The 23,189-nt window shown below is 56.8% G+C and carries 16 protein-coding genes; 7 read left to right on the top strand and 9 right to left on the bottom strand.

Going from position 1 to position 23,189, the window contains the following annotated elements:
* Positions 1–84 precede the first annotated feature (84 nt).
* Complete coding sequence (fsa, locus tag SK58_RS16825) at positions 85–747, bottom strand: fructose-6-phosphate aldolase (RefSeq protein ID WP_047746851.1); 663 nt, start codon at positions 745–747, stop codon at positions 85–87.
* Positions 748–874: 127 nt separating this feature from the next.
* Here fsa and SK58_RS16830 point away from each other — a divergent pair, with 127 nt between their 5' ends.
* The 4 genes from SK58_RS16830 (at position 875) to SK58_RS16845 (ending at position 6,599) form a co-directional block, all read left to right on the top strand.
* Positions 875–1,774 carry a glycyl-radical enzyme activating protein gene (locus tag SK58_RS16830; RefSeq protein WP_048220244.1) on the top strand — a complete coding sequence of 300 codons (900 nt, stop codon included), beginning with the start codon at positions 875–877 and terminating at the stop codon, positions 1,772–1,774.
* 4 nt (positions 1,775–1,778) lie between these two features.
* A complete protein-coding gene (locus SK58_RS16835; protein WP_048220245.1) occupies positions 1,779–4,211 on the top strand; it encodes a formate C-acetyltransferase/glycerol dehydratase family glycyl radical enzyme in 2,433 nt (810 codons plus the stop codon).
* Between the two features lie 165 nt (positions 4,212–4,376).
* Positions 4,377–5,192: a Cof-type HAD-IIB family hydrolase gene (locus tag SK58_RS16840; RefSeq protein ID WP_017384898.1), complete on the top strand. Its 816-nt coding sequence runs from the start codon at positions 4,377–4,379 to the stop codon at positions 5,190–5,192.
* 150 nt (positions 5,193–5,342) lie between these two features.
* Positions 5,343–6,599, top strand: a complete 1,257-nt coding sequence (locus SK58_RS16845; RefSeq protein ID WP_048220246.1) for a DUF1479 domain-containing protein — start codon at positions 5,343–5,345, stop codon at positions 6,597–6,599.
* Here SK58_RS16845 and SK58_RS16850 read toward each other — a convergent pair.
* Positions 6,596–7,669, bottom strand: coding sequence for a LacI family DNA-binding transcriptional regulator (locus SK58_RS16850; protein ID WP_032647812.1), 1,074 nt, complete (start codon positions 7,667–7,669; stop codon positions 6,596–6,598). The two genes, SK58_RS16845 and SK58_RS16850, sit on opposite strands and share 4 nt — an antisense overlap.
* Before the next feature lie 286 nt (positions 7,670–7,955).
* Between SK58_RS16850 and SK58_RS16855 the strand changes: the two genes are divergently transcribed.
* Both SK58_RS16855 and SK58_RS16860 read left to right on the top strand, forming a co-directional pair.
* Positions 7,956–9,257, top strand: a complete 1,302-nt coding sequence (locus tag SK58_RS16855) for an MFS transporter (protein ID WP_017384901.1) — start codon at positions 7,956–7,958, stop codon at positions 9,255–9,257.
* Between the two features lie 17 nt (positions 9,258–9,274).
* The gene (locus SK58_RS16860; RefSeq protein ID WP_048220247.1) at positions 9,275–11,638 is read left to right on the top strand and encodes a glycoside hydrolase family 31 protein; all 2,364 of its coding nucleotides are present in this window, start codon (positions 9,275–9,277) and stop codon (positions 11,636–11,638) included.
* A gap of 92 nt (positions 11,639–11,730) precedes the next feature.
* On the opposite strand, the gene SK58_RS16865 is transcribed toward SK58_RS16860, so the two are convergent.
* Positions 11,731–13,326 carry an ABC-F family ATPase gene (locus SK58_RS16865; RefSeq protein WP_003858434.1) on the bottom strand — a complete coding sequence of 532 codons (1,596 nt, stop codon included), beginning with the start codon at positions 13,324–13,326 and terminating at the stop codon, positions 11,731–11,733.
* A gap of 222 nt (positions 13,327–13,548) precedes the next feature.
* Here SK58_RS16865 and ldtB point away from each other — a divergent pair, with 222 nt between their 5' ends.
* Positions 13,549–14,469, top strand: coding sequence for a L,D-transpeptidase (gene ldtB / locus SK58_RS16870; protein ID WP_015571042.1), 921 nt, complete (start codon positions 13,549–13,551; stop codon positions 14,467–14,469).
* 41 nt (positions 14,470–14,510) lie between these two features.
* On the opposite strand, the gene SK58_RS16875 is transcribed toward ldtB, so the two are convergent.
* The 6 genes from SK58_RS16875 to SK58_RS16900 all read right to left on the bottom strand — a co-directional run bounded on the left by SK58_RS16875 (position 14,511) and on the right by SK58_RS16900 (position 22,675).
* Positions 14,511–15,227: a GntR family transcriptional regulator gene (locus tag SK58_RS16875; RefSeq protein ID WP_015571043.1), complete on the bottom strand. Its 717-nt coding sequence runs from the start codon at positions 15,225–15,227 to the stop codon at positions 14,511–14,513.
* Positions 15,228–15,241: 14 nt separating this feature from the next.
* The gene (locus SK58_RS16880; protein ID WP_048220248.1) at positions 15,242–16,564 is read right to left on the bottom strand and encodes a PTS sugar transporter subunit IIC; all 1,323 of its coding nucleotides are present in this window, start codon (positions 16,562–16,564) and stop codon (positions 15,242–15,244) included.
* 51 nt (positions 16,565–16,615) lie between these two features.
* On the bottom strand, positions 16,616–17,992 hold the full coding sequence (locus tag SK58_RS16885) for a glycoside hydrolase family 1 protein (RefSeq protein WP_017693755.1): 1,377 nt from the start codon (positions 17,990–17,992) through the stop codon (positions 16,616–16,618).
* 184 nt (positions 17,993–18,176) lie between these two features.
* Complete coding sequence (locus SK58_RS16890; protein ID WP_048220249.1) at positions 18,177–19,547, bottom strand: macrolide efflux RND transporter outer membrane subunit EtsC; 1,371 nt, start codon at positions 19,545–19,547, stop codon at positions 18,177–18,179.
* Between the two features lie 3 nt (positions 19,548–19,550).
* Positions 19,551–21,491, bottom strand: coding sequence for a MacB family efflux pump subunit (locus SK58_RS16895; RefSeq protein WP_048220250.1), 1,941 nt, complete (start codon positions 21,489–21,491; stop codon positions 19,551–19,553).
* Positions 21,488–22,675 (bottom strand): macrolide efflux RND transporter periplasmic adaptor subunit EtsA, encoded by a 1,188-nt coding sequence (locus SK58_RS16900; protein WP_023303343.1) that lies wholly within the window; start codon positions 22,673–22,675, stop codon positions 21,488–21,490. Before SK58_RS16900 ends, SK58_RS16895 begins: the two co-directional genes overlap by 4 nt.
* Between the last annotated feature and the right edge of the window lie 514 nt (positions 22,676–23,189).

The following is a 23,189-nucleotide window of genomic DNA, read 5'->3' on the forward strand; positions in this document are numbered from 1 at the left end:
GTAGGCCGGGTAAGCGTCAGCGCCACCCGGCAACAGCGATGCAAACGTAGGCCGGGTAAGCGTTAGCGCCACCCGGCAACCGCATCAGACAGACGTCCGCCCAAACGCCCCCTGCCAGTCCTGCTCAAACTTCACAATTGCCGCATCCACGGCCGGAGAGGTAATAAACTGCTGCGCCACGTCCAGCGGCAGCGTGATGGATTCGCACCCTGCCAGCAGGCAGTCCAGCGCCTGGCGCGGGGTTTTAAAGCTCGCCGCCAGCACTTTTGACTGCGGGGCATGCAGGGTCAGCAACTGTTGCAGTTCGACCACCGTCTGGATCCCATCCCCGCCCTGCGCGTCCACGCGGTTCACGTAAGGAGCCACATACTCAGCCCCCGCCAGTGCGGAGAGCATCCCCTGCGCTGCGCCGTACACCGCCGTACCCAGCGTCGGGATCCCTTCTGCTTTCAGCATTTTGATCGCCGCCAGCCCTTCAGCGGTCACGGGCACTTTCACCACCAGGTCATTGATTATCGCGCGCAGCTTACGTGCGTCTTCCACCATTCCCTCGGCGGTCTTCGCCATCACCTGGGCGAACAGCTGGCCCTTGCCGCCCAGCGCGTCGTGCAGCGCGGGGAGCAGCTCGTCCAGAGGCGTTTTCCCCGCCGCCACAATGCTTGGGTTAGTGGTCACGCCCGCCAGCGGAAAGATACGCGCCAGCTTTTTGACTGCCGCAACGTCAGATGTGTCGAGATAAAGTTCCATGATGTCACCCTCAAAATTAGCCTGCACTTACCCTATCACAGCAAAACCTGCTCAGGAATTGACCCATATCAAGATAACTTTCATTCGAAAGTAATTTAATCTTCATATGTAATTCGAGGGCAAGAAAATGATCTTCAATATACAGCGTTACTCCACCCACGACGGCCCCGGTATTCGAACCGTGGTATTCCTGAAAGGCTGCTCGCTGGGCTGTCGCTGGTGTCAGAACCCGGAAAGCCGCTCCCGCACGCGGGACGTCCTGTTTGATGCCCGTCTGTGCCTGGAGGGCTGTGACCTGTGTCAGCAGGCCGCGCCGGGGTGTGTTGAGCGCGCGCTGAACGGGCTGGTCATTCATCGTGAGAAGCTTAACGACGAGACGCTCACTGCCCTTACCGACTGCTGCCCGACGCAGGCGCTTACCGTCTGCGGTGAAGAGAAGCAGGTGGAGGAGATTATGGCCACCGTGCTGCGCGACAAGCCCTTCTACGACCGCAGCGGCGGCGGGATCACCCTCTCCGGCGGCGAGCCGTTCATGAACCCGGCGCTGGCACATGCCCTGTTTAAAGCCAGCCATGAACAAGGCATTCATACCGCCGTTGAAACCTGCCTTCACGTCCCCTGGCATTATATCGAGCCGTCACTGCCGTATGTCGATCTGTTCCTGGCGGACCTGAAGCATGTGGACAGTGACGTATTCAAACAGTGGACCGATGGCTCAGCCAGACGGATCCTGGACAACCTGAAGCGCCTGGCTGCCGCCGGGAAAAAAATCACCATTCGCGTGCCGCTGATCCAGGGCTTTAACGCCGATGAAGCGTCGGTTACCGCCATTACCAATTTCGCCGCCGACGAACTCGGCGTTCACGATATTCATTTTCTGCCGTATCACACGCTGGGCATGAACAAATACACCCTGCTCGGCCAACCCTACTCTGCCCCTGACAAACCGCTGGATAACCCTGCCCTGCTGGACTTCGCACAGCAGTATGCCTGCCAGAAAGGGTTAACCGCGACCTTACGAGGATAAACTTATGACCACCCTGAATCTTAACACCCTCAGCGAGCGCATCAAGGCGCACAAAACGGCGCTGGTACATATCGTTAAGCCGCCGGTCTGTACCGAGCGCGCGCAGCACTATACCGAAATGTATCAGCAGCATCTGGACAAGCCGATCCCGGTACGTCGCGCGCTGGCGCTGGCGCATCACCTGGCAAAACGCACCATCTGGATCAAACACGACGAGCTGATTATCGGTAACCAGGCAAGCGAAGTGCGCGCCGCGCCGATTTTCCCGGAATATACCGTCTCCTGGATTGAGAAAGAGATTGACGATCTGGCGGACCGTCCGGGCGCGGGCTTTGCGGTGAGCGAAGAGAACAAGCGCGTCCTGCATGCGATCTGCCCGTGGTGGCGCGGCCAGACGGTGCAGGATCGCTGCTACGGCATGTTTACCGACGAGCAGAAAGGCCTGCTGGAAACCGGCATCATCAAAGCGGAAGGCAACATGACCTCCGGTGACGCACACCTGGCGGTGAATTTCCCGCTGGTGCTGGAGAAAGGTCTCGACGGCCTGCGCGCGAAAGTGGCCGAGCGCCGGACGCGCATCAACCTGACGGTGCTGGACGATCTGCACGGCGACCAGTTCCTGAAAGCCATTGATATCGTGCTGGAAGCCGTAAGCCTGCACATCAAACGCTTTGCCGACCTGGCGCGTGAAATGGCCGCGACAGAAACCCGCGACAGCCGCCGCGACGAGCTGCTGGCCATGGCGGAAAACTGCGACATCATCGCCCACCAACCGCCAAAAACCTTCTGGCAGGCGCTACAGCTGTGCTACTTCATTCAGCTGATCCTGCAAATTGAGTCCAACGGTCACTCCGTCTCCTTTGCCCGTATGGACCAGTACCTTTACCCGTACTACCGCCGCGACGTGGAGCTGGACCAGAGTCTGGATCGCGAGCACGCCATTGAGCTGCTGCACAGCTGCTGGCTGAAGCTGCTGGAAGTGAACAAAATCCGCTCCGGCTCGCACTCCAAAGCCTCTGCGGGCAGCCCGCTGTATCAGAACGTCACCATCGGCGGCCAGAAGCTGGTCAACGGTGAACCGATGGACGCGGTCAACCCGCTCTCTTACGCCATTCTCGAATCCTGCGGCCGTCTGCGCTCCACCCAGCCGAACCTGAGCGTGCGCTACCACGCGGGCATGAGCAACGACTTCCTCGACGCCTGCGTGCAGGTGATCCGCTGCGGCTTCGGGATGCCGGCGTTTAACAACGATGAAATCGTGATCCCGGAATTTATCAAGCTCGGCGTGGAACGAGAGGACGCGTATGACTATGCGGCGATTGGCTGCATCGAAACCGCCGTCGGCGGCAAGTGGGGCTATCGCTGCACCGGCATGAGCTTTATCAACTTCGCCCGCGTGATGCTGGCGGCGCTGGAAGGCGGTCGCGACGCCACCAGCGGCCAGGTGTTCCTGCCGCAGGAAAAAGCGCTTTCTGCCGGTAACTTCGGGAATTTCGATGAGGTCATGGCGGCGTGGGATAACCAGATCCGCTACTACACCCGCAAATCCATTGAGATCGAGTACGTGGTGGACACCATGCTGGAAGAGAACGTCCACGATATTCTCTGCTCGGCGCTGGTGGACGACTGTATCGAACGCGCGAAAAGCATTAAGCAGGGCGGCGCGAAGTATGACTGGGTTTCCGGCCTACAGGTGGGGATCGCCAACCTCGGCAACAGCCTGGCAGCGGTGAAGAAGCTGGCGTTTGACCAGGGCGTTATCGGTCAGCAACAGCTGGCGGCGGCGCTGGCGGATGACTTCGAGGGGCTGACCCACGAGCAGCTGCGCCAGCGCCTGATCAACGGCGCGCCGAAGTACGGCAACGACGACGACAGCGTGGACCTGCTGCTGACCCGTGCCTACGAAACCTACATTGAAGAGCTGAAGCAGTACCATAACCCACGCTACGGCCGCGGCCCGATTGGGGGTAACTACTATGCGGGCACGTCGTCTATCTCCGCAAACGTGCCGTTTGGCGCAGCAACCATGGCAACGCCGGACGGCCGTAAAGCCCACACCCCGCTGGCGGAAGGGGCAAGCCCGGCCTCCGGTACCGACCACCTCGGCCCGACGGCGGTGATTGGCTCCGTGGGTAAACTGCCGACGGAAGCGATTCTCGGCGGCGTGCTGCTAAACCAGAAGCTGAACCCGTCGACGCTGGAAAACGACAGCGATCGCCAAAAGCTGATGGTGCTGCTGCGCACCTTCTTCGAGGTGCATAAAGGCTGGCACATTCAGTACAACATCGTCTCCCGCGAAACGCTGCTGGAAGCGAAGAAACACCCGGATCAGTATCGTGACCTGGTGGTGCGCGTCGCGGGTTACTCGGCGTTCTTCACCGCCCTGTCGCCGGATGCGCAGGACGATATTATCGCTCGTACTGAGCATACGCTGTAAAAAAACGCCCGGTGGCGCTTCGCTTACCGGGCCTACATTGTCCCCCCGTAGGCCGGGTAAGGCGAAGCCGCCACCCGGCTTTCTGACTTTCATTCGAAATTAAATTTGTGCTCCCCGTCACCTTGTTATTAGAATGTTTCAAACGCAGTGACCCAGGAGCACAGTATGACCGTAAAAGTTATCGTCACCGATATGGACGGAACTTTCCTTGATGATGCCAAGCAGTACGATCGTGACCGCTTCCAGGCACAGTTTGAGCAGCTTAAAGCCCGCGACATTGAATTTGTTGTCGCCAGCGGCAACCAGTATTACCAGCTCATCTCCTTCTTCCCGGAGCTGAAAGATCAGATCTCCTTCGTCGCGGAAAACGGCGCGTTGGTCTTCGATCACGGCGAACAGATTTTCCACGGCGAGCTGACGCGTCATGAGTCGCAAATCGTCATTGGCGAGTTGCTGAAAGACAAAGGGCTGAACTTTGTGGCCTGCGGGCTGGAGAGCGCGTACGTCAGCGATAAAGCACCAGAAGCGTTCGTGAAGCTGATGTCGAAACACTACCATCGCTTAAAACCCATCAGCGATTACCGCGAAATTGACGACGTGCTGTTTAAATTCTCCCTGAACCTGCCGGACAGCGATATCCCGAATCTGGTTGATAAACTGCATGTCTCCCTGGACGGCATCATGAAGCCGGTCACCAGCGGCTTCGGTTTTGTCGATTTGATTATCCCCGGCCTGCACAAGGCCAACGGCATCAGCCGCCTGCTTAAACGCTGGAAAGTCTCACCTCAGGCGTGCGTCGGCATTGGCGACAGCGGCAACGATGCGGAAATGCTGAAGCTGGTGAAATACTCCTTTGCGATGGGCAACGCGGCGGACAGCATTAAAGAGGTCAGCCGTTACACTACCGACGATAACAACCATCAGGGCGCGCTGAATGTGATTCAGGCCGTGCTCGACGCGCACTCCCTGTTCGACGCCTGATCCCCCTACCTGCCGGAGCCTCGCTCCGGCCTCTCACTCTTTTCCCATCCTGTGGCACCCGTCAAGGTTTTAAACTTGCATTAACTTTTTTTTAACTTAAAGTATCACTTGTAGACACTTTTACTTTCGAATGAAAGATGCGAGGCAGTTATGACCTTTACCAGCGAAACGTTGCCAGCGGACCATAAAGCGGCAATCCGTCAGATGAAACGTGAATTACGCGCGCAGATCGGCGACGTGCAGGCGGTGTTCGACCGGCTCAGCGATAAAATCGCCACCCGCGTGGCGGAAATCAACGCTCTCAAAAACAAAGGCGAAACCGTCTGGCCAGTGATCCCTTTTGCCGACGTGAAAAACGGCACGATCACCGCCGAACAGCGCGAAGCCGTTAAACGTCGCGGCTGCGCGGTGATCAAAGACCACTTCCCGCGCGAGCAGGCGCTGGCGTGGGATCAGTCGATGCTTGACTACCTCGATCTGAACAAATTTGACGAGGTGTACAAAGGACCCGGCGATAACTTCTTCGGCACCTTAACGGCCTCTCGTCCGGAGATTTATCCGATCTACTGGTCTCAGGCGCAAATGCAGGCGCGCCAGAGTGAAGAGATGGCGCAGGTACAGTCATTCCTGAACCGTTTATGGACATTTGAGAGCAACGGTAAACAGTGGTTCGACCCGGACGTGCGCGTGATTTACCCTGACCGCATCCGCCGCCGCCCGCCCGGAACCACCTCGAAAGGACTTGGCGCACACACCGATTCTGGCGCGCTGGAGCGCTGGCTGCTGCCCGCTTATCAGCAGGTCTTTGCCCGCGTGTTTGACGGCAACGTTGAGAAATACGATCCGTGGAATGCCGCGCATCGTACCGAAGTGGAAGAGTACACCGTCGATAACACCACCAAATGCTCGGTGTTCCGCACCTTCCAGGGCTGGACGGCGCTGTCGGACATGATCCCCGGACAGGGCTTGCTGCACGTGGTGCCGATCCCGGAGGCAATGGCCTATATTCTGCTGCGTCCGCTGCTGGACGACGTGCCGGAAGACGAGCTGTGCGGCGTGGCGCCGGGGCGCGTGCTGCCGATTTCTGAGAAGTGGCATCCGCTGCTGATCGAAGCGTTAACCAGCATTCCGGCGCTGGAAGCCGGTGATTCCGTGTGGTGGCACTGCGATGTGATCCACTCCGTCGCGCCGGTGGAAAATCAGCAGGGCTGGGGCAACGTGATGTATATTCCTGCCGCGCCAATGTGCGAGAAGAATCTCGCCTATGCGAAAAAGGTCAAGGAAGCGCTGGAAACCGGCGCGTCACCGGGCGATTTCCCGCGCGAGGATTATGAGAAAAGCTGGCAGGGCCGCTTTACCGTGGCCGATCTCAACATCCACGGCAGGCGCGCGCTGGGCATGGCTTAACCGTCGTACAGCCCTTCCCGCTCTACGGCGGTACGTCGTTTCCCCTGACGTATCCGCCGTACCGACTCCCGCACGGTCAGCGTGCCGTTTAGCAGCAATGTTCCCACCGGCGCATCCGGGCGCATCAGCCGCTGCTGGAGCATATGCACCGCTTCCGTTCCCAGCTCATCACGCGGAACATGTACCGCGGTTAAGGGCACATCCTGAATCGCCGCGAGATTAAAGCCGTCGATGCTCATCACCGAGACATCCTGCGGCACGCGCAGACCGTGTTTTTGCAGCGCGCTGATGGTCCCCGCCGCCATAAAATCACCACCAACCAGGAACGCCGTCGGCAGGTCCTTCCCTTTCTGCTGGTGAAGCCACTCGCTTACCAGCTGCTCCGTCTCTCTGGCGCTGAAGCTGGACACCATCAGCAGGTCGCGCCTGTCGCTGAACCTGAGGTTATGACCGTGCCACGCGTCGCGGATCCCGGACAGGCGCAGCTCCATGGTGTAGCGTCGCAGGCACAGCACGTTCATCACCTCCCGGTGCCCCATCTCGAACAGGTACTCTGCCGCCCGCTCGCCAATCGCGCGATGATCCGGCGCGACGGCGGGCAGGCGCATGTGGCGGTCCCGGCAGTTAATCAGCATGCAGGGTTTGCCCATGTCTACCGCCAGATCGTGGATATGCGGATCGTCGATACCGAGGAGGATCGCCGCCTGAGTGTCCGCTTCGTTCATGCGGGCCAGAAACAGCTGGGCATCGCTGTCGTTCTCCTCCAGCGCACAGTAACGCAGGCGAACCTCGTGCGAGGCCAGCCCTTTGCTCACGCTCTGGATGACGCGGTAGTAAAAGATGTCGGACCGCTCGTCAAACGCCCGCTGCGGGGCAAACACCACCAGGCTGTTAAGCAGCAGACGCCCCGCCGCCATGCCGTCCATTACCCCCAGCTCCCGCGCGCACGCCAGCACCTTTGCCCGTGCTTTTTCGCTGGTGTTTGCCTTCCCCGCCAGCACGCGAGAAACGGTGCTGATGGAGAGCTGCGTCCGGGCGGCGATTTCGGTGATTTTAAGCCTTTTGTCCATTTTGTGATCTGGCTCCGGATGTGAAATGAAAAAATTTTCACAACTTGTTTATCAGGTAATAACTTGCGAGAAGGCCATAATGCCGAAAATTAAACCTCGGTTATGAGAAAGTTTGCACAAAATCCACTATTCCCTGCCCAATTTCTTTCTTAAGGTGAACCTGTCACACAACTTCCATACTAGTTGTATAGCAGCTTAGCGCTCTAAAACAGATAACTTTCAAACGCCTGACGCTGTGTGACACCTGAACCTTTGTCCCCTTACCGTCCGTCTTGTGGAGAAGAAAATGAGTCAGGACATCAATAACACAGTTGCGACAAGCAAAACACGTCGCGTCATCAGGAACCTGCGCTGGTACGTACTGGTGCTGTTTCTTCTCGGCGTGACCGTTAACTACATCACCCGTAATTCGTTAGGTATTCTCGCCCCTGAACTGAAAGAGAGCCTCGGGATCACCACCGAGCAGTACTCCTGGATCGTCGGCGCGTTCCAGATCGCCTACACCATTTTCCAGCCCCTGTGCGGCTGGCTGATTGACGTTATCGGCCTGAAAATCGGCTTTATGGTCTGCGCCGGGATCTGGGCGCTGATGTGTATCTTCCACGCGGGTGCCGGAAGCTGGCTGCACCTGGCGATTCTGCGCTTCTTTATGGGTGCGTCCGAAGCCGCCGCCACGCCAGCGAACGCCAAAACCATCGGTGAATGGTTCCCGAAATCAGAGCGCCCTGTTGCCGCAGGCTGGGCGGGGGTAGGCTTCTCCATTGGGGCCATGCTGGCCCCGCCTATCATCTACTTTGCTCACGCGTCGTTCGGCTGGCAGGGTGCGTTTATGTTTACCGGCGTGCTGGCGCTGCTGTGGGTGATCCTGTGGTGGGCGTTTTATCACAACCCGGAACAGCACCCAAACCTGAGCCGCGATGAGCTGGCGTTTATCAAGCAGGATAACGAACCTGCGCCGGTCAAACTGCCCTTCCTGACCGCGCTGAAGACCGTCTCGAAGAACAAACGGTTCTACGGTATCGCCATCCCGGCCTTTATGGCGGAACCGGCCTGGGCCGTGCTGAGCTTCTGGGTGCCGCTGTACCTCGCCAAAGAGCACGGTATGGACCTGAAGCAGATCGCGATGTTCGCCTGGCTGCCGTTCCTGGCCGCCGACCTCGGCAGCGTGGCGAGCGGCTACCTGACCCGGCTCTACACCCGCTGGTTTGGCTGCACCCGCGTCAACTCGGTGGTAGCCAGCTCCGTCACCGGCGCGTTTCTGATGATTTCTCTGGCCGTCGTGGCCGTGACCCGCGACCCGTATATCACCATCGTGCTGATCTCCATCGGCGGCTTCGGGCACCAGATCATCTCCTGCATGCTGAGCGCGCTGGTCGTGGAGTCGTTCGACAAAGGCCAGATGGCGACGGTCAACGGCATGCGCGGCTCGGCGGCGTGGATCGCCAGCTTCCTGTTCTCCCTTTTGATTGGGGTGACCGCCGACAAAATCGGCTTCAACCCGCTCTTTATCGCCATGGGCTTCTTTGACCTGCTTGGCGCTGTCTTCCTGGTGGCATTTATTGCTGAACGTCGCGCCAAGCGCGCCTGATAGTGGATGTATTGCATATGAAAACCCTGAAAAACTGGACCGTAGATAAGCAGTCAGCAAACCATCTGGAACTGCTGGTCGATAATCAGCACCGCCTGTGTCTGTATGTGCTGGAAGAGAATCTGTTCCGTGTGCTGATCAAACGTAAAGGCGAGCTGGCGCTGAACCGCACCTGGAGCATCGCGCCGGAACAAGATGTGCCGTGGGAAGGCCGCCGTCGTGACGATGTCAGCGGCTTCACCTGCCCTGCCTGGACGCTGACGCAGCAGGACGACACGTTAACCGTAGCGACTGAACAGCTGCGCGTCACCGTCCACCAGCCGCTGTGGCTGGAGTGGCACTACCGCAATGAGACGGGCGAGTGGCAGCCGCTGGTCAATGACCGCCCGACCAGCGCCTACCTGCTGAACGCCCACGGTGACGGCGTGGCGCACTATCTTAGCCGTCGTAAGGATGAACGTTTTTACGGTCTGGGTGAGAAAGCGGGTGATTTACAGCGCAACGGCAAACGCTATGAGATGCGTAACCTGGACGCGATGGGCTATAACGCGGCCAGCACCGATCCGCTTTACAAGCACATCCCGTTCACCCTCACCCGTCGCGATGACGTGAGCTACGGTCTGTTCTACGATAACCTGAGCAGCTGCTGGCTGGATCTGGGTAACGAGATCGACAACTATCACACTGCCTACCGCCGCTGGCAGGCGGAAGCGGGCGATATTGACTACTACCTCTTCACCGGCAAGCGCGTGCTGGACGTGACCAAAGCCTTCGTGCGCCTGACGGGGAAAACGCTGTTCGGACCGAAGTGGAGCCTGGGCTACAGCGGCTCGACCATGCACTACACCGACGCGCCGGACGCGCAAAACCAGCTGATGAACTTCATCCGCCTGTGCGATGAGCATGCCATTCCGTGCGACTCGTTCCAGCTCTCCTCCGGCTATACCTCGATTAACGGCAAGCGCTACGTCTTTAACTGGAACTACGACAAAGTGCCGCAGCCGAAGGTGATGAGCCAGGCGTTCCACGACGCGGGGCTGCGGCTTGCGGCCAACATCAAGCCGTGTCTGTTGCAGGATCATCCCCGCTACAGCGAAGTGGCGGAACGCGGCCTGTTCATTCGTGATTCAGAAACCGATGCGCCTGAACGTTCCAGCTTCTGGGATGACGAAGGATCGCATCTCGACTTCACCAACCCGCAGACGGTGCAGTGGTGGCAGAACGGCGTGACCACGCAGCTGCTGGAGATGGGCATCGACTCCACCTGGAACGACAACAACGAGTATGAAGTGTGGGACGGGGAAGCGCGCTGCTATGGCTTCGGTCAGGAGATCGCCATCAAGCACATTCGCCCGGTGATGCCGCTGCTGATGATGCGCGCCTCGCTGGAAGCGCAGCAGCGCTTTGCGCCGGAGAAACGTCCGTATCTGATCTCCCGCTCCGGCTGCGCAGGGATGCAGCGCTACGTTCAGACCTGGAGCGGCGACAACCGCACTAACTGGGACACCCTGCGCTATAACATCCGCATGGGGCTGGGCATGAGCCTGTCCGGACTGTTCAACGTCGGTCACGACGTCGGCGGTTTCTCCGGCGACAAGCCGGATGCCGAGCTGTTCGTGCGCTGGGTACAGAACGGCGTGATGCACCCGCGCTTTACCATCCATTCGTGGAACGATGACCATACCGTGAACGAGCCGTGGATGTACCCGGGCGTCACGCCTGCGATTCGCAGCGCCATTGAACTGCGCTACCGCCTGCTGCCGTATCTCTACACCCTGCTCTGGCAGGCGCACGCCGACGACGAGCCGATGCTGCGCCCGACCTTCCTCGATCATGAGCACGATGCGCAGACGTTTGAAGAGTGCGACGACTTCCTGCTGGGCCGTGACCTGCTGGTGGTCAGCGTCGTCGAAGCCGGGCAGCGCGAGCGCCGCGTCTGGCTGCCGGATAACGAAACCGGCTGGTACGATTTTTACACTCACGCGTGGTATGCGGGCGGGCAATCGATCGTCCTTGATGCGCCGCTGGAAAAGCTGCCGCTGCTGGTACGCGCCGGGGCCGGTTTGCCGCTCAGCGAGCGCATCCGTCACGTGAGCGCAGATAAAGACGATACCCGTGAGCTGAAACTGTTCCCGGTGAAAGGCGTCGGCACCACCGCCGGGCTGCTGTTTGAGGATGACGGCGAAAGCTGGGGCTACCAGAACGGCAACGCGCTGTGGGTGGAATGGGAGATGGAGTGCGACGGCGCAAGTATCAACCTGAAGGTCAACGCGCGCGGCGACTATCGTCCGGCATGGAAGGCGCTGAAGGTGTCATTACCGGCGGGGGAAAAACGTACGCTGCGGGTGAATGGAGTTGAAGGGAGCGAGTGGGTGGTGTAGTGCGGCCTGTTGCCCTCACCCTAACCCTCTCCCACAGGGAGAGGGGATAGAACGTAGGCCGGGTAAGGCGAAGCCGCCACCCGGCTATTTTTTTAACTCTCGATACCTTTACTGCGCAGGTAATCTTCGTAGTTACCGGTGAAGTCCACCACGCGCTCTGGCGTAATTTCGATCACGCGGGTCGCCAGTGAGCTGACGAACTCCCGGTCGTGAGAGACGAAGATCAGGGTGCCCTGATACATCTCCAGCGCCATGTTCAGCGACTCAATAGATTCCATATCCAGGTGGTTAGTCGGTTCGTCCATCACCAGAATATTCGGTTTTTCCATCATCAGCTTGCCGAACAGCATACGGCCCTTTTCACCACCGGAGAGCACTTTGGCGGGCTTTTTGATGTCGTCCTGGCTGAACAGCAGACGCCCCAGAATGCTGCGTACCGCCTGCTCGTCGTCGCCTTCCTGCTTCCACTGGCTCATCCAGTCGAAGACGGTCAGATCGTTTTCAAACTCATATTCATGGTCCTGCGCGTAGTAACCAATCTGCGCGTTTTCAGACCATTTCACGGTACCGTTATCCGGTTGCAGTTCACCCACCAGGGTTTTCAGCATAGTGGATTTACCCACGCCGTTGGCGCCGAGGATGGCAATCTTCTCGCCCACTTCCAGCAGCAGGTTGAAGTTTTTGAACAGCGGGCCTTCATCGAAGCCTTTGGTGAGGGCTTCCACTTCCAGCGCGTTACGGAACAGCTTCTTGTCCTGCTCGAAGCGGATGAACGGGTTCTGACGGCTGGAGGCTTTAACCTCTTCCAGCTTGATTTTGTCGATCTGACGGGCACGCGACGTTGCCTGGCGCGATTTAGAGGCGTTGGCGCTGAAGCGGCTGACGAAGGATTGCAGGTCAGCAATCTGCGCTTTCTTCTTGGCGTTGTCGGCCAGCAGACGCTCGCGCGCCTGGGTTGCCGCCGTCATGTATTCGTCGTAGTTGCCCGGATAAACGCGCAGCTCGCCGTAGTCCAGATCCGCCATGTGAGTACACACCATGTTCAGGAAGTGACGGTCGTGCGAGATGATGATCATGGTGCTGTCGCGATCGTTCAGCGTCTGCTCCAGCCAGCGGATGGTGTCGATGTCCAGGTTGTTCGTCGGTTCGTCGAGCAGCAGGATGTCCGGATTAGAGAACAGCGCCTGTGCCAGCAGCACACGCAGCTTCCAGCCTGGCGCGACTTCGCTCATCGGGCCGTAATGCTGTTCAACCGGAATACCGACGCCCAGCAGCAGTTCGCCCGCACGCGCTTCCGCAGAGTAGCCGTCCATTTCGCCGTATTGCGTTTCCAGGTCGGCCACTTTGTAACCATCTTCTTCGCTCATCTCAGCGAGACCGTAGATACGATCGCGCTCCTGCTTCACTTCCCACAGCTCCGCGTGCCCCATGATCACGGTGTCGAGCACGGTGAACTCTTCGAAGGCGAACTGATCCTGACGCAGCTTACCGATGCGCTCGTTAGGGTCGAGCGACACGTTACCGAGCGTTGGCTCCAGGTCACCGCCGAGGATCTTCATAAAGGTGGATTTTCCGCTACCGTTGGCACCAATCAGGCCGTAACGGTTGCCGCCGCCAAATTTGACGGAAATGTTTTCGAACAGCGGCTTACTGCCAAACTGCATAGTGACGTTGCTGGTAACTAACACGGAGAGATTCCTGCGAAAAGTGTGATAAACGCGGCATTATGCCACAATTCCGAATTGAGATCCCGTGTTGCGGTAATCCACTAAACTTTAACAAAATCGAAAAAAATGTGATTTCGTACACATCTGAATTCCCAGTTAACGGGAATGCACATATAATGCGCTCCCATTACCGATTCAGACTTATCAACTCATCGCCAGAATGGCTTAGATACCTCGCATAACATGAACATGAAATTAACAACGCTTTTTGCGGCGGCGTTAGCCGTAGTAGGTTTTTGTAAGACCGCGTCTGCGGTGACGTATCCCCTGCCGACAGACGGAAGCCGTCTGGTGGGTGAAAACCAGGTGGTGACGGTGCCGGAAGGGAACTCTCAGCCGCTGGAATACTTCGCGGCGCAGTATCAGCTCGGCCTGTCGAACATGCTGGAGGCGAACCCGGGCGTTGACCCGTATCTGCCGAAAGCGGGTACCGTACTCAACATTCCACAGCAGCTGATCCTGCCGGATACCGTGCACGAAGGTATCGTGATTAACAGCGCCGAAATGCGTCTGTATTACTACCCGAAAGGCACCAACACCGTGATCGTGCTGCCTATCGGTATCGGTCAGCTGGGTAAAGACACTCCGCTGAACTGGACCACTAAAGTGGAGCGTAAGAAAGCGGGCCCAACCTGGACGCCGACCGCCAAAATGCACGCTGAGTACATTGCTGCCGGCGAACCGCTGCCAGCCGTTGTGCCTGCCGGCCCGGATAACCCGATGGGTCTGTACGCGCTGTACATTGGACGTCTGTATGCCATCCACGGTACTAACGCCAACTTCGGTATCGGCCTGCGCGTAAGCCACGGCTGCGTGCGTCTGCGTAATGAAGACATCAAATTCCTGTTCGATAACGTGCCGGTCGGTACGCGCGTGCAGTTCATTAACGAACCGGTGAAAGCGACGTCAGAGCCGGACGGCAGCCGTTACATTGAAGTGCATAACCCGCTGTCCACCAGCGAAGATCAGATCAACAACAACGAAATCGTACCGATTAAGCTGACCAGCGCGGTGCAGTCCGTCACCTCTCAGGCGGATGTTGACACGACTATCGTTGACCAGGCGATTCAGAACCGTTCCGGTATGCCGGTGCGTCTGAACTAATCGTGAGTATTAAAAAAGCGGGCCGCGAGGCCCGCTTTTTTTTATCCGTTATTCACGATAACGATGCCGCCATGGTCATAGCGATAGTGACAATGGGCGTACTCCAGCGGCGTACCATCTTCCAGATAGATCACCTGCTCTACCTCCAGCACCGGGTCGGTTGGCTCGCAGACGAGGTGCTGCATATCCAGCGCACTGGGCTTCAGCGCCCGCACCACCCGATACGATCCCATGATCTTCAGCCCCAGCGTCTCCTGCACATACCGGAATACCGAACTTTCAAGATGGGTTTTGTTCAGGCCGGGCACCAGATTGAGCGGCATTACCGTGGCGTCCAGAGACATCGGCTCACCGTTCAGTAAACGCAGACGGATAAAGTCATAGATCGGCGTATCCGGATTTATCATCAGCGATGCCTGCTCTTTCTCGTTCGGGAAGCGCAGCTCGAAGTGCACCACCTGGCTCGTCACCGTGCCTAAATGTTCCCAGGTTTTGGTCGCCCCGAAGTAGTCGCTGCCGGAGAGATCCCACTGGGAAAGCTGGAGGAAATTTTTGCGGATGAACGTGCCCTGCCCCTGTCGGGTGTAGACCAGCCCTTCTACGATCAGCTGACGCATTGCCTGCTGAATGGTCATCCGGCTGGTGCTGAACTCCGCCGCCAGCGCGAACTGGTCCGGCAGCGGTTCATTGGCGGCGTACTGCTGGGTAATAATACGTTTCTTGATTTCCCGCGCTATGGTGATGTACTTCGCCGCCATCGTCCTTCCTTAAATTAGTGTTCTGTCCCGCTGTTTTTCAACGCCACTCGCTCGGCAATCTTGAGGAAAGGCAGGTAGAAGAATACACCAAATACGATGATTGCCAACTGCACCACCACCGCCCGCCAGTCCCCCGCCGTCGCCAGCCAGGCGCTGAGGATCGGCGGGGTCGTCCACGGGATCATCACCACGCAGCGCGACATGAGCCCCAGCGTGGTACAGAGCCACGCAAAGTAAATCCCGATAGCGGGCAGCAGCACGAACGGGATCATCAGCGGCAGGTTAAAGACTATCGGCAGGCCGAAAATCACCGGCTCGTTGATGTTAAACAGACCCGGCGCCAGCGACAGACGCGCCACCTGCTTCGCTGATTTCTGTCTTGAGAAGATGAAGATAGCAATCAGCAATGAGATAGTGCTGCCCGTCCCGCCCACCATGCCAAAGGTCGGCACAAAGATGTTGTTGATGATGTGCGGGATCGGCTGGCCGTTGGCAAAGGCCAGCATATTCTCATTGGTATTGATCAGCAGGAATGGCTCCAGCACCACGCTGTTGACCACCGACTGATGAATACCGAGCGTGAACAGGAAGTTACCGAAGCTGTAAATGAAGATCGTCCCGGGCAGGCTGGTGTTGATCAGCCGCAGCGGCTGCTGAATAAATGTCGTAATGAGATGGATCAGATCCGTGTGCAGCACGTTCGCCAGTATAGCCGCCAGCACCGCAAACAGGGAGAGCGTGAGGATCGTCGGGATCAGCGCGGTAAAGGATTTGCTCACCGCTGGCGGTACGTTCTCCCCCAGCGAAATGTGCAGCGCCTTCAGCCGTGAAATGGCGATAAACAGCTCGGTTGAGAGCAGCCCAATCAGCACCCCGGCGAAAATCCCGGTGGAGCCGATATTGGCGAACGTCAGCACCTGGGTAACGTTTACCGTGGCGTCGCTGCCGACGGGGGTAATCTGTAAGCGCATCGGCATCATGATGATGAAACTGCTGACGGCGATAACCACTGCCGAGACCGGATTGTCGAAATCTTTGTTGCGCGCCAGCGACCAGGCGATCATCGGCGCCAGCAGCAGCGCGGCGGTGTTCAGCGTGCCGTTGATGATCGCCTCGCCCCACACCTTAAACTGCGTGAGCGTGCCGCCCTCTAAGATCCAGGGAAACACCACGTTGTTCACCAGCACCGCCAGACCGGCAAGGATGAAAATCGGCATTACCGTGGCGAAGGCATCGCGCAGGGATCGCAGGTGCACCTGATTTGCCAGGCGCGCCGAGAACTCAACAAATTTATCGACAAAAGACTGCATGTGCGGTGTTATTTTTGTTTCAGACATAGCGGATAGTTCCCATCAATCAGTCACAAAAACGGCCCGGCAGCGTACGGCTTACATCTCGCGTCCGTTGGTATGGATTACCTGTTTTAACCACGCATAGCTCTTCTTCGGCACGCGCTTCAGGTCTTTCAGGTCGTGATTTTCACGGTTGACGTAGACCACGCCGTAGCGCTTGCGCATGTCACCCTGGGAGCTGAGAATGTCAATCAACCCCCAGCCGAGATAGCCCAATACCTCTGCCCCGTCCTCGAACATCGCCTCTTTCATGGCCTCGATATGCGCCCGGTGGTAGTCGATGCGGTAGGTATCCTCTATGGGGTTTACGCCATCCCAGGACTCAATCACCCCAATGCCGTTCTCAATCGGGAATACTGGCATCCGCCAGTCGTTGGCATAGCGGGTGATGATGGTGCGAAAGCCCAGCGGATCGATCTGCCAGTTCCACTCGGTGGCCTTCAGGTACGGATTGTTTTTCTCGCCGTGCAGCAGGTAATAGTTCACCGGCGTGCCTTCCGGGATGGCATCGCTATCCAGCGTTTTGCTGGCGTAGTAGCTGAAGGCCATAAAGTCGTTCTTCGTGCGCGCAAACAGCGCGAGATCGTCTGCGCGGTAGATATCGCCGAAGCCTTCCTGCTCCACCACCGCCATCACCGCCGGGCTGTAGCCCTGGCCCGCGAAGACGCGCAGCAGGTTCTGGTTGAGGAATTCGTCGTACTGCTGGGCGCAGAAGATGTCACGCGGTTTGCAGGTGGCCGGATAAATCAGCTGGTGCGCCAGCATGCCGCCCATCAGCTTGCCCGGCTTAGTCTGGTGCAGGTACTCGGTCAGCGCCATGTGCGCCACCATGGTGTGATGCTGCACTTCGTACAGCTCGCGCAGGGTTTCCTCCCCCTTCATATAGCCGGAGATGCGGAAGGCTATCGGCATGTGGAAAATATTCTGCTCGTTAAAGGTCAGCCAGTACTTCACCCGGTCACCAAAGCAGTCGATCATCTTTTTGCCGTAGCGGATAAACGCCTCCACCACGCGACGATCGTTAAATCCGTTGTACTCCTGTGCCAGCGCCAGCGGCATATCGAAATGGTAGAGGCAGACCATCGGCTCGATACCGCGGGCGATCAGATCGTCGATAAAGCGGTCGTAAAAGGCGATACCCTCGTCGTTAAAATCGCCGTCACCCTGCGGGCAGACGCGGCTCCAGGAGATCTGGAAGCGGTAGCAGTTCATGCCCAGATCCTGCATCAAATCAAAGTCTTCCCGATAACGGTGGTAGGAGTCGGTGGCCACTTTCCAGTCAGAGATATTTTCACCGGCTTCGCGAATGTCGTACACCGACATCCCCTTTCCGCCCTCATTCCAGGCCCCTTCCGTCTGCATGCTCGACACCGAGTTGCCCCATAAGAAGTTGGCTGGCAGTGATTGATTCATGGTTGCCTCCTATATGACTAGTCATTTAAATGATATGACTAGTCATATAGCCGGAGATGAAATTTCGATCAAAGGGGAGGAACGATTTTTGTGAGATGGGTTTGAATAATGACGAAGGATGTCTTGCGAACTGCGCCCTGGCAGCAAGTCCTATTGCTGCCAGACGTAAATGAGTCTGCGCAATTCAGGGGAAAGATGCCGAACCGCCGAACTCCATATAGATTTTTGCCAGATTATTTAACTGGTTAAAGCGATTTTCATACAGTGCCAGTTCGGCCTGACGGCGTTTCTCCTGAGCATCAAGCCAGAAAGAAATTCGCACCGCGCCCTGGCGATAGCGAACTTCGTTTAGCCTCTCTGATTTTTTCGCCAGTTCCAGGCCTTCACGTAGAAGCGTCTCCTGTTCCAGGAGTTGATGACGCAAAGCAAGCGCATCTTCTATGCTACTCATCGCCTTGTAAAGTTCCTGTTTAAACTCCAGAACCCGTTGCTCGTAGTCGTTGCGGGCAATCTTCACGTCCATGCCCCTTTCTCTCCATTCCAGGAACGGCAGGGTCAGGTTTGCTCCAACAGAGCCTACAGGATTTTCCAGGAAGGCGATAAGGCTGCTGCTGCTGGTGCCAAGCGAGCCGGTCAGACTAAACGCTGGATAAAATGCAGTACGCTGGACATCAACGGTGGCCAATGCTTCCCGTACCCGCCACTCTTTAGCGCTGATATCGGGTCGATGCCGCAGCACGTTGACCGGGATCTTTCCACTGACCTGCGGCAGTGGTCCCATTGGTAACGCTTTCGGTTCGACTATCGCGCTGCCCGGCGCGGTTCCAAGCAAAACGGCTTGCTGATTGAGCGCCTGTAAACGTTCATTCTTCAACGCCGCCAGCCTGTTTTCCTGCGAAAGCACGCCCTGCTGAGCATCCACAACATCCAGAGAGGAGGCACCGCCCGCGGCATAGCGCGCGTTAGCCAGGCGCAGCGTCTCTTTTGCATAGTCGATGCTTTGTTGCAGGACAGACAGCTGCTGGTTAATAAAGCCTAAGCGCCAGTAATTATTACTGGCATTTGAAAGCAGCGTCAGGCGTGCAGAACGCAGATCCTCTTCCGAGGCAAAACGTGCCCACGCCTTCGCATCGCGCTGCCGCGCTATTTTGCCCCACAGATCCAGCTCATAGCTGGTATTAATACTGGCAACGCTGCCCCTGCTCCAGTGGGCTGAGCTGTTCAGCTGTTTTTTACCGTCAAGCGCGAGCGAACCTTTTAGTCCCGGATCGTTTGTGATGCCAATCCGCTCTTCTTCCAGGCGGGCGCGATAAACACGCAATACTGCTCCAGCGACATCGTTATTGCGCACCATCACCTGCCGCAGCCAGCCGTCGAGGTCTGGATCGTTAAAGGCCTGCCAGTCGAACGGCATCCTCTCCTCCGCAGCATCCGCCTGATACCAGTTGGCAGGATATTTCACCTCAGGAGGCTGATAGTCGCTTTTCAGAGAGTCGGCGCAGCCAGCACTAAGCAGGACAGCAAGGCATACCGTTAAAGGGGATAATATTTTCATGGGTTACTCGCTGGCCAGTGAAACGACCGGATCCATCCTTGCTGCCTTGCGGGCAGGGAGATAACCAAAGATCATGCCGATTAAAGTTGAGCAGAAGAATGCGGCAGCAGCGGCCTGCCACGAATAAATGGCGGTGAAAATGCCCCCTGCCAGCGCGGTGAACAGCGCTCCGGCGGCATACGACAGTGCAATACCTAACACTCCGCCTATTAGACATACCAGCACAGCCTCAATCATAAACTGCTGCATGATATCGCCCTGACGCGCACCGACCGCCATTCGTACGCCAATCTCATGGGTCCGTTCCGTAACCGACACTAGCATGATATTCATCACCCCAATGCTGCCGATCATCAGCGAGATGCAGGCCACCATCAGAATCAGGATGCTAAAGGTCATTGAGGTCCGTTCGATTGATTGTCGAATCTGCTCGAAATTATAAAGCTGGAAGTCTTTCACGCCGTGGCGTTGAGTGAGAAGCTGAGAAATAGCGCTGACCGCTGCCTCGTTGGCAACATCATCCTTAAGCCTTACGCTGATGCTGGTCAACACCGGTTTTCCTGTCATTCGATACATCACCGTGCTGTAAGGCATCCAGACGTTAATGCGATTAGGCGCATAGCTTCGGCTGTTCCCTTTGGCGATGCCGACAACCCGTGCAGGCACGGAACCCAGAAAAACGATTTGCCCAAGTGCCTTGAGTCCCGCATCGTCAAATAACGCCTTGCGGGCGTTTTCATCAATGATGACTTCCTGCGAGGCATTTCGATCGTCCTGGAAAGTTGATCCCTGCAACAGTTCAATACCGTTTACGCGAAAATGATCGCGCCCAACGCCATTGATCGTGGCGGTAGCGGATTTACCCAGAAAGCGAATGTTGTCGGAAGCGTTAACTTCGGGGCTGACGCTGTCAACAAACCCCTGCTTTGCTAATGCTTCGGCGTCTGCCGGGACCAGTGTACGAATGGCTTCAGTGCTGTCGTCAAAGAAATCCCTTCCCGGGTAGATGCTCACCACGTTGGTTCCAAGCTCCTTGATATTATCAGGGGTTCGCTGTTTCGCGCCTTCTCCCAGTGCCACCACCGTAACAACCGCGGCGATACCAAAAATAATGCCCGTCATGGTTAACGTCGTGCGCAGGCGATGCGCATTCATCGCTTTTAACGCCATGTGCAGGGATTCACGGGTACGGTCAACAATACTTTGCCACCAGCTTTGCTGAACGCTGTCAGGTCGTTTAAGGGCAACCCCGGAGGTAACACGACTGCCGGTATCAGAAATAATTTCACCGTCACGCAGCTCAATAATACGGTTAGCATGCTGCGCTACCTTCATATCATGTGTCACCATAACCACGGTATGGCCACGCTGATTCAGTTCACTGAGTATTGACAGTACCTCCTGACCGGACTGCGTATCCAGCGCGCCGGTGGGTTCATCCGCCAGAATGATTTCACCGCCGTTAATCAGCGAGCGGGCAATACTCACACGCTGCTGCTGGCCGCCTGAAAGCTCTCCCGGCTTATGATGTTCACGACCTTCCAGCCCGAGTCTTCCAAGCAATGTCGCCGCGCGCAGACGGCGCTTTTCGCGCTCACTGTTGGCATAAATCGCCGGAATTTCAACGTTACTTAACGCGCTCAGGTCGGGCATTAAATGATAACGCTGGAAGATAAAACCGATGTGCTCACGGCGGATCCTTGCCAGATCGTCAGGTGAAAGCTGGGCGGCATTTTGACCGCTGATAAAGTAATCGCCACAATCAGGGACATCGAGACAGCCCATAATATTCATCAGGGTTGACTTACCGGAACCGGAGGCGCCGATGATCGCGACCATCTCCCCAGCAGCGATAGTCAAATCAATCCCTTTAAGCACGGTGAGATCCTGTCCACCGTTCCTGTAGGTGCGGCTGATGTCCTTGAGTTCTATGATATTACTCAAGATACAAACCCTTCCCCGGGCGCTTTTTCACCCGGCTGCGATAACACAACATGTTCCCCGACTTTTACACCGTCCAGGATCTGGATATCCACACTGTTAGTAATGCCGGTTTTGACCTCACGGGTTTCCAGCCGGTTATCACTGGTCAATATCTGCACCTGCTGTTTGTTGCCACTCACCTTGTGCACAGCCTGAATCGGCACCAGTAACGTATTTTTAGCTTCTCCAGCCAGCAAGGTCACCTGTGCTGTCATGGCAATTCGCAGCCGATTTTCTGGATTGGGGACATCCAGCAGCGCGTTGTAGTACACCGAAGCATTTGACGTGCCTGACCCTGAGGCTGAGCTACTGCTGGCAAGGCTATCATCTTTCATAACCGACTCAGGTGCCAGTTCAACGGTACGTAACGTGGCGTCATAATGCTTATCCGGCTCAGAGAAAATGGTGAATCTGGCTTTCTGTCCCGGTGAAATTCGCGTGATATCCGCCTCAGAGATCTGGGCTTTAATTGTCATCACGTCCAGACGTGCGAGTTTGATAATGGTCGGCGCACTTTGGCTGGAGTTAACCGTTTGGCCCTGTTGGGTGACAACGGCAATAACAATGCCGTCCATGGGAGCAACAACTTTTGTATAACCCAAATCGACCTTTTTCTTGTCGACATCAATTTGCGCCTGGACGAGTTTGGCATTCAGTGCCGATAGCTCAGCGCGGGTACTGGCCAGCGTGGTTTCAGCCGTTTCGAAATCTTCTCTCGAGCTGGCATCCTCATTTAACATCTGGCGCTGGCGCTTAAAACGCAATGAGGCTTGCTTCAACTGCGCCTGCTTAGCCTGAAGGTCCGCTTTTACCACGTTGAGAGCAGCTTCTGCGTTGCGTAAATCATTCCGCTGCGGCACGTCATCAATTTCAGCGATGAGCTGTCCTTTAGTGACACGATCGCCTAACTTCACTTTCAGCGACTTAACCTGGCCAGAAACCTGTGCCCCAACGTTGACCCGCTCAATCGCATCAATTCGACCGGTAGCAAGTACGGCGTTTTCAATATCGCCGATGCGTACTGGAGCGGTAACATACTCAGGAACCTCGGGGCTTCTCAGGAAGAAGAACAAGGCGATGCTAAAAATAATTAGCAGAGCCGCAGCACAGGTCATTACGCGTCGGGGAGGGAATTTTGTTAACATTACGCAGGTTTTCCATAACGATAAACAGCAGTGAATCAGGCATCATAGTAACATCGCCAGTATTTACGGGAGGTAAACCCGCGCTATTTGGTGAAGTAGCGTCATCGTAGACCCCCGCCATCAATTACACAGAATCACCAGGTCCGCCTGTAAACCGCCGCAAGCGTGGGATTTTGTGCCTAAATCCACAGAGTCCCCTTTTGCTGAGCCCCACCTGCGATTTTTCCCATAATCGATTCATTGTGCATTAAGTGCTTAATTATAGTTGCAACTCACATATGATAATAGTAATTATTATCATTAGCATTTGCACTGATGGTTTATCTGGCAAGGTATACAGAGGTATCAGGAAACAAGCCTCTCCAGGTTTGTTGAACGGTCTCACACTCAACAAATGCATCTGAACACCGCGGCGTGGCAGCACGACGCCGCCTGGGCTGTTCAAAAGGACAACGGCGCGTAAGCGTTAATGGAAGCCGGGACAAGGAATTCCCGATTCACCAGCCTACGTCAC

This window comes from Enterobacter sp. BIDMC93 (assembly GCF_001037805.1).
In the GTDB taxonomy this organism is placed as follows: Bacteria; Pseudomonadota; Gammaproteobacteria; order Enterobacterales; family Enterobacteriaceae; genus Enterobacter; species Enterobacter hormaechei_C.

Bases quoted from the DNA above. Each gene is read 5' to 3' on its own strand.
- fsa (WP_047746851.1), bottom strand. From the start codon at position 747: ATGGAACTTTATCTCGACACATCTGACGTTGCGGCAGTCAAAAAGCTG.
- SK58_RS16830 (WP_048220244.1), top strand. From the start codon at position 875: ATGATCTTCAATATACAGCGTTACTCCACCCACGACGGCCCCGGTATT.
- SK58_RS16835 (WP_048220245.1), top strand. From the start codon at position 1,779: ATGACCACCCTGAATCTTAACACCCTCAGCGAGCGCATCAAGGCGCAC.
- SK58_RS16840 (WP_017384898.1), top strand. From the start codon at position 4,377: ATGACCGTAAAAGTTATCGTCACCGATATGGACGGAACTTTCCTTGAT.
- SK58_RS16845 (WP_048220246.1), top strand. From the start codon at position 5,343: ATGACCTTTACCAGCGAAACGTTGCCAGCGGACCATAAAGCGGCAATC.
- SK58_RS16850 (WP_032647812.1), bottom strand. From the start codon at position 7,669: ATGGACAAAAGGCTTAAAATCACCGAAATCGCCGCCCGGACGCAGCTC.
- SK58_RS16855 (WP_017384901.1), top strand. From the start codon at position 7,956: ATGAGTCAGGACATCAATAACACAGTTGCGACAAGCAAAACACGTCGC.
- SK58_RS16860 (WP_048220247.1), top strand. From the start codon at position 9,275: ATGAAAACCCTGAAAAACTGGACCGTAGATAAGCAGTCAGCAAACCAT.
- ldtB (WP_015571042.1), top strand. From the start codon at position 13,549: ATGAACATGAAATTAACAACGCTTTTTGCGGCGGCGTTAGCCGTAGTA.
- SK58_RS16875 (WP_015571043.1), bottom strand. From the start codon at position 15,227: ATGGCGGCGAAGTACATCACCATAGCGCGGGAAATCAAGAAACGTATT.
- SK58_RS16880 (WP_048220248.1), bottom strand. From the start codon at position 16,564: ATGTCTGAAACAAAAATAACACCGCACATGCAGTCTTTTGTCGATAAA.
- SK58_RS16885 (WP_017693755.1), bottom strand. From the start codon at position 17,992: ATGAATCAATCACTGCCAGCCAACTTCTTATGGGGCAACTCGGTGTCG.
- SK58_RS16890 (WP_048220249.1), bottom strand. From the start codon at position 19,547: ATGAAAATATTATCCCCTTTAACGGTATGCCTTGCTGTCCTGCTTAGT.
- SK58_RS16900 (WP_023303343.1), bottom strand. From the start codon at position 22,675: ATGTTAACAAAATTCCCTCCCCGACGCGTAATGACCTGTGCTGCGGCT.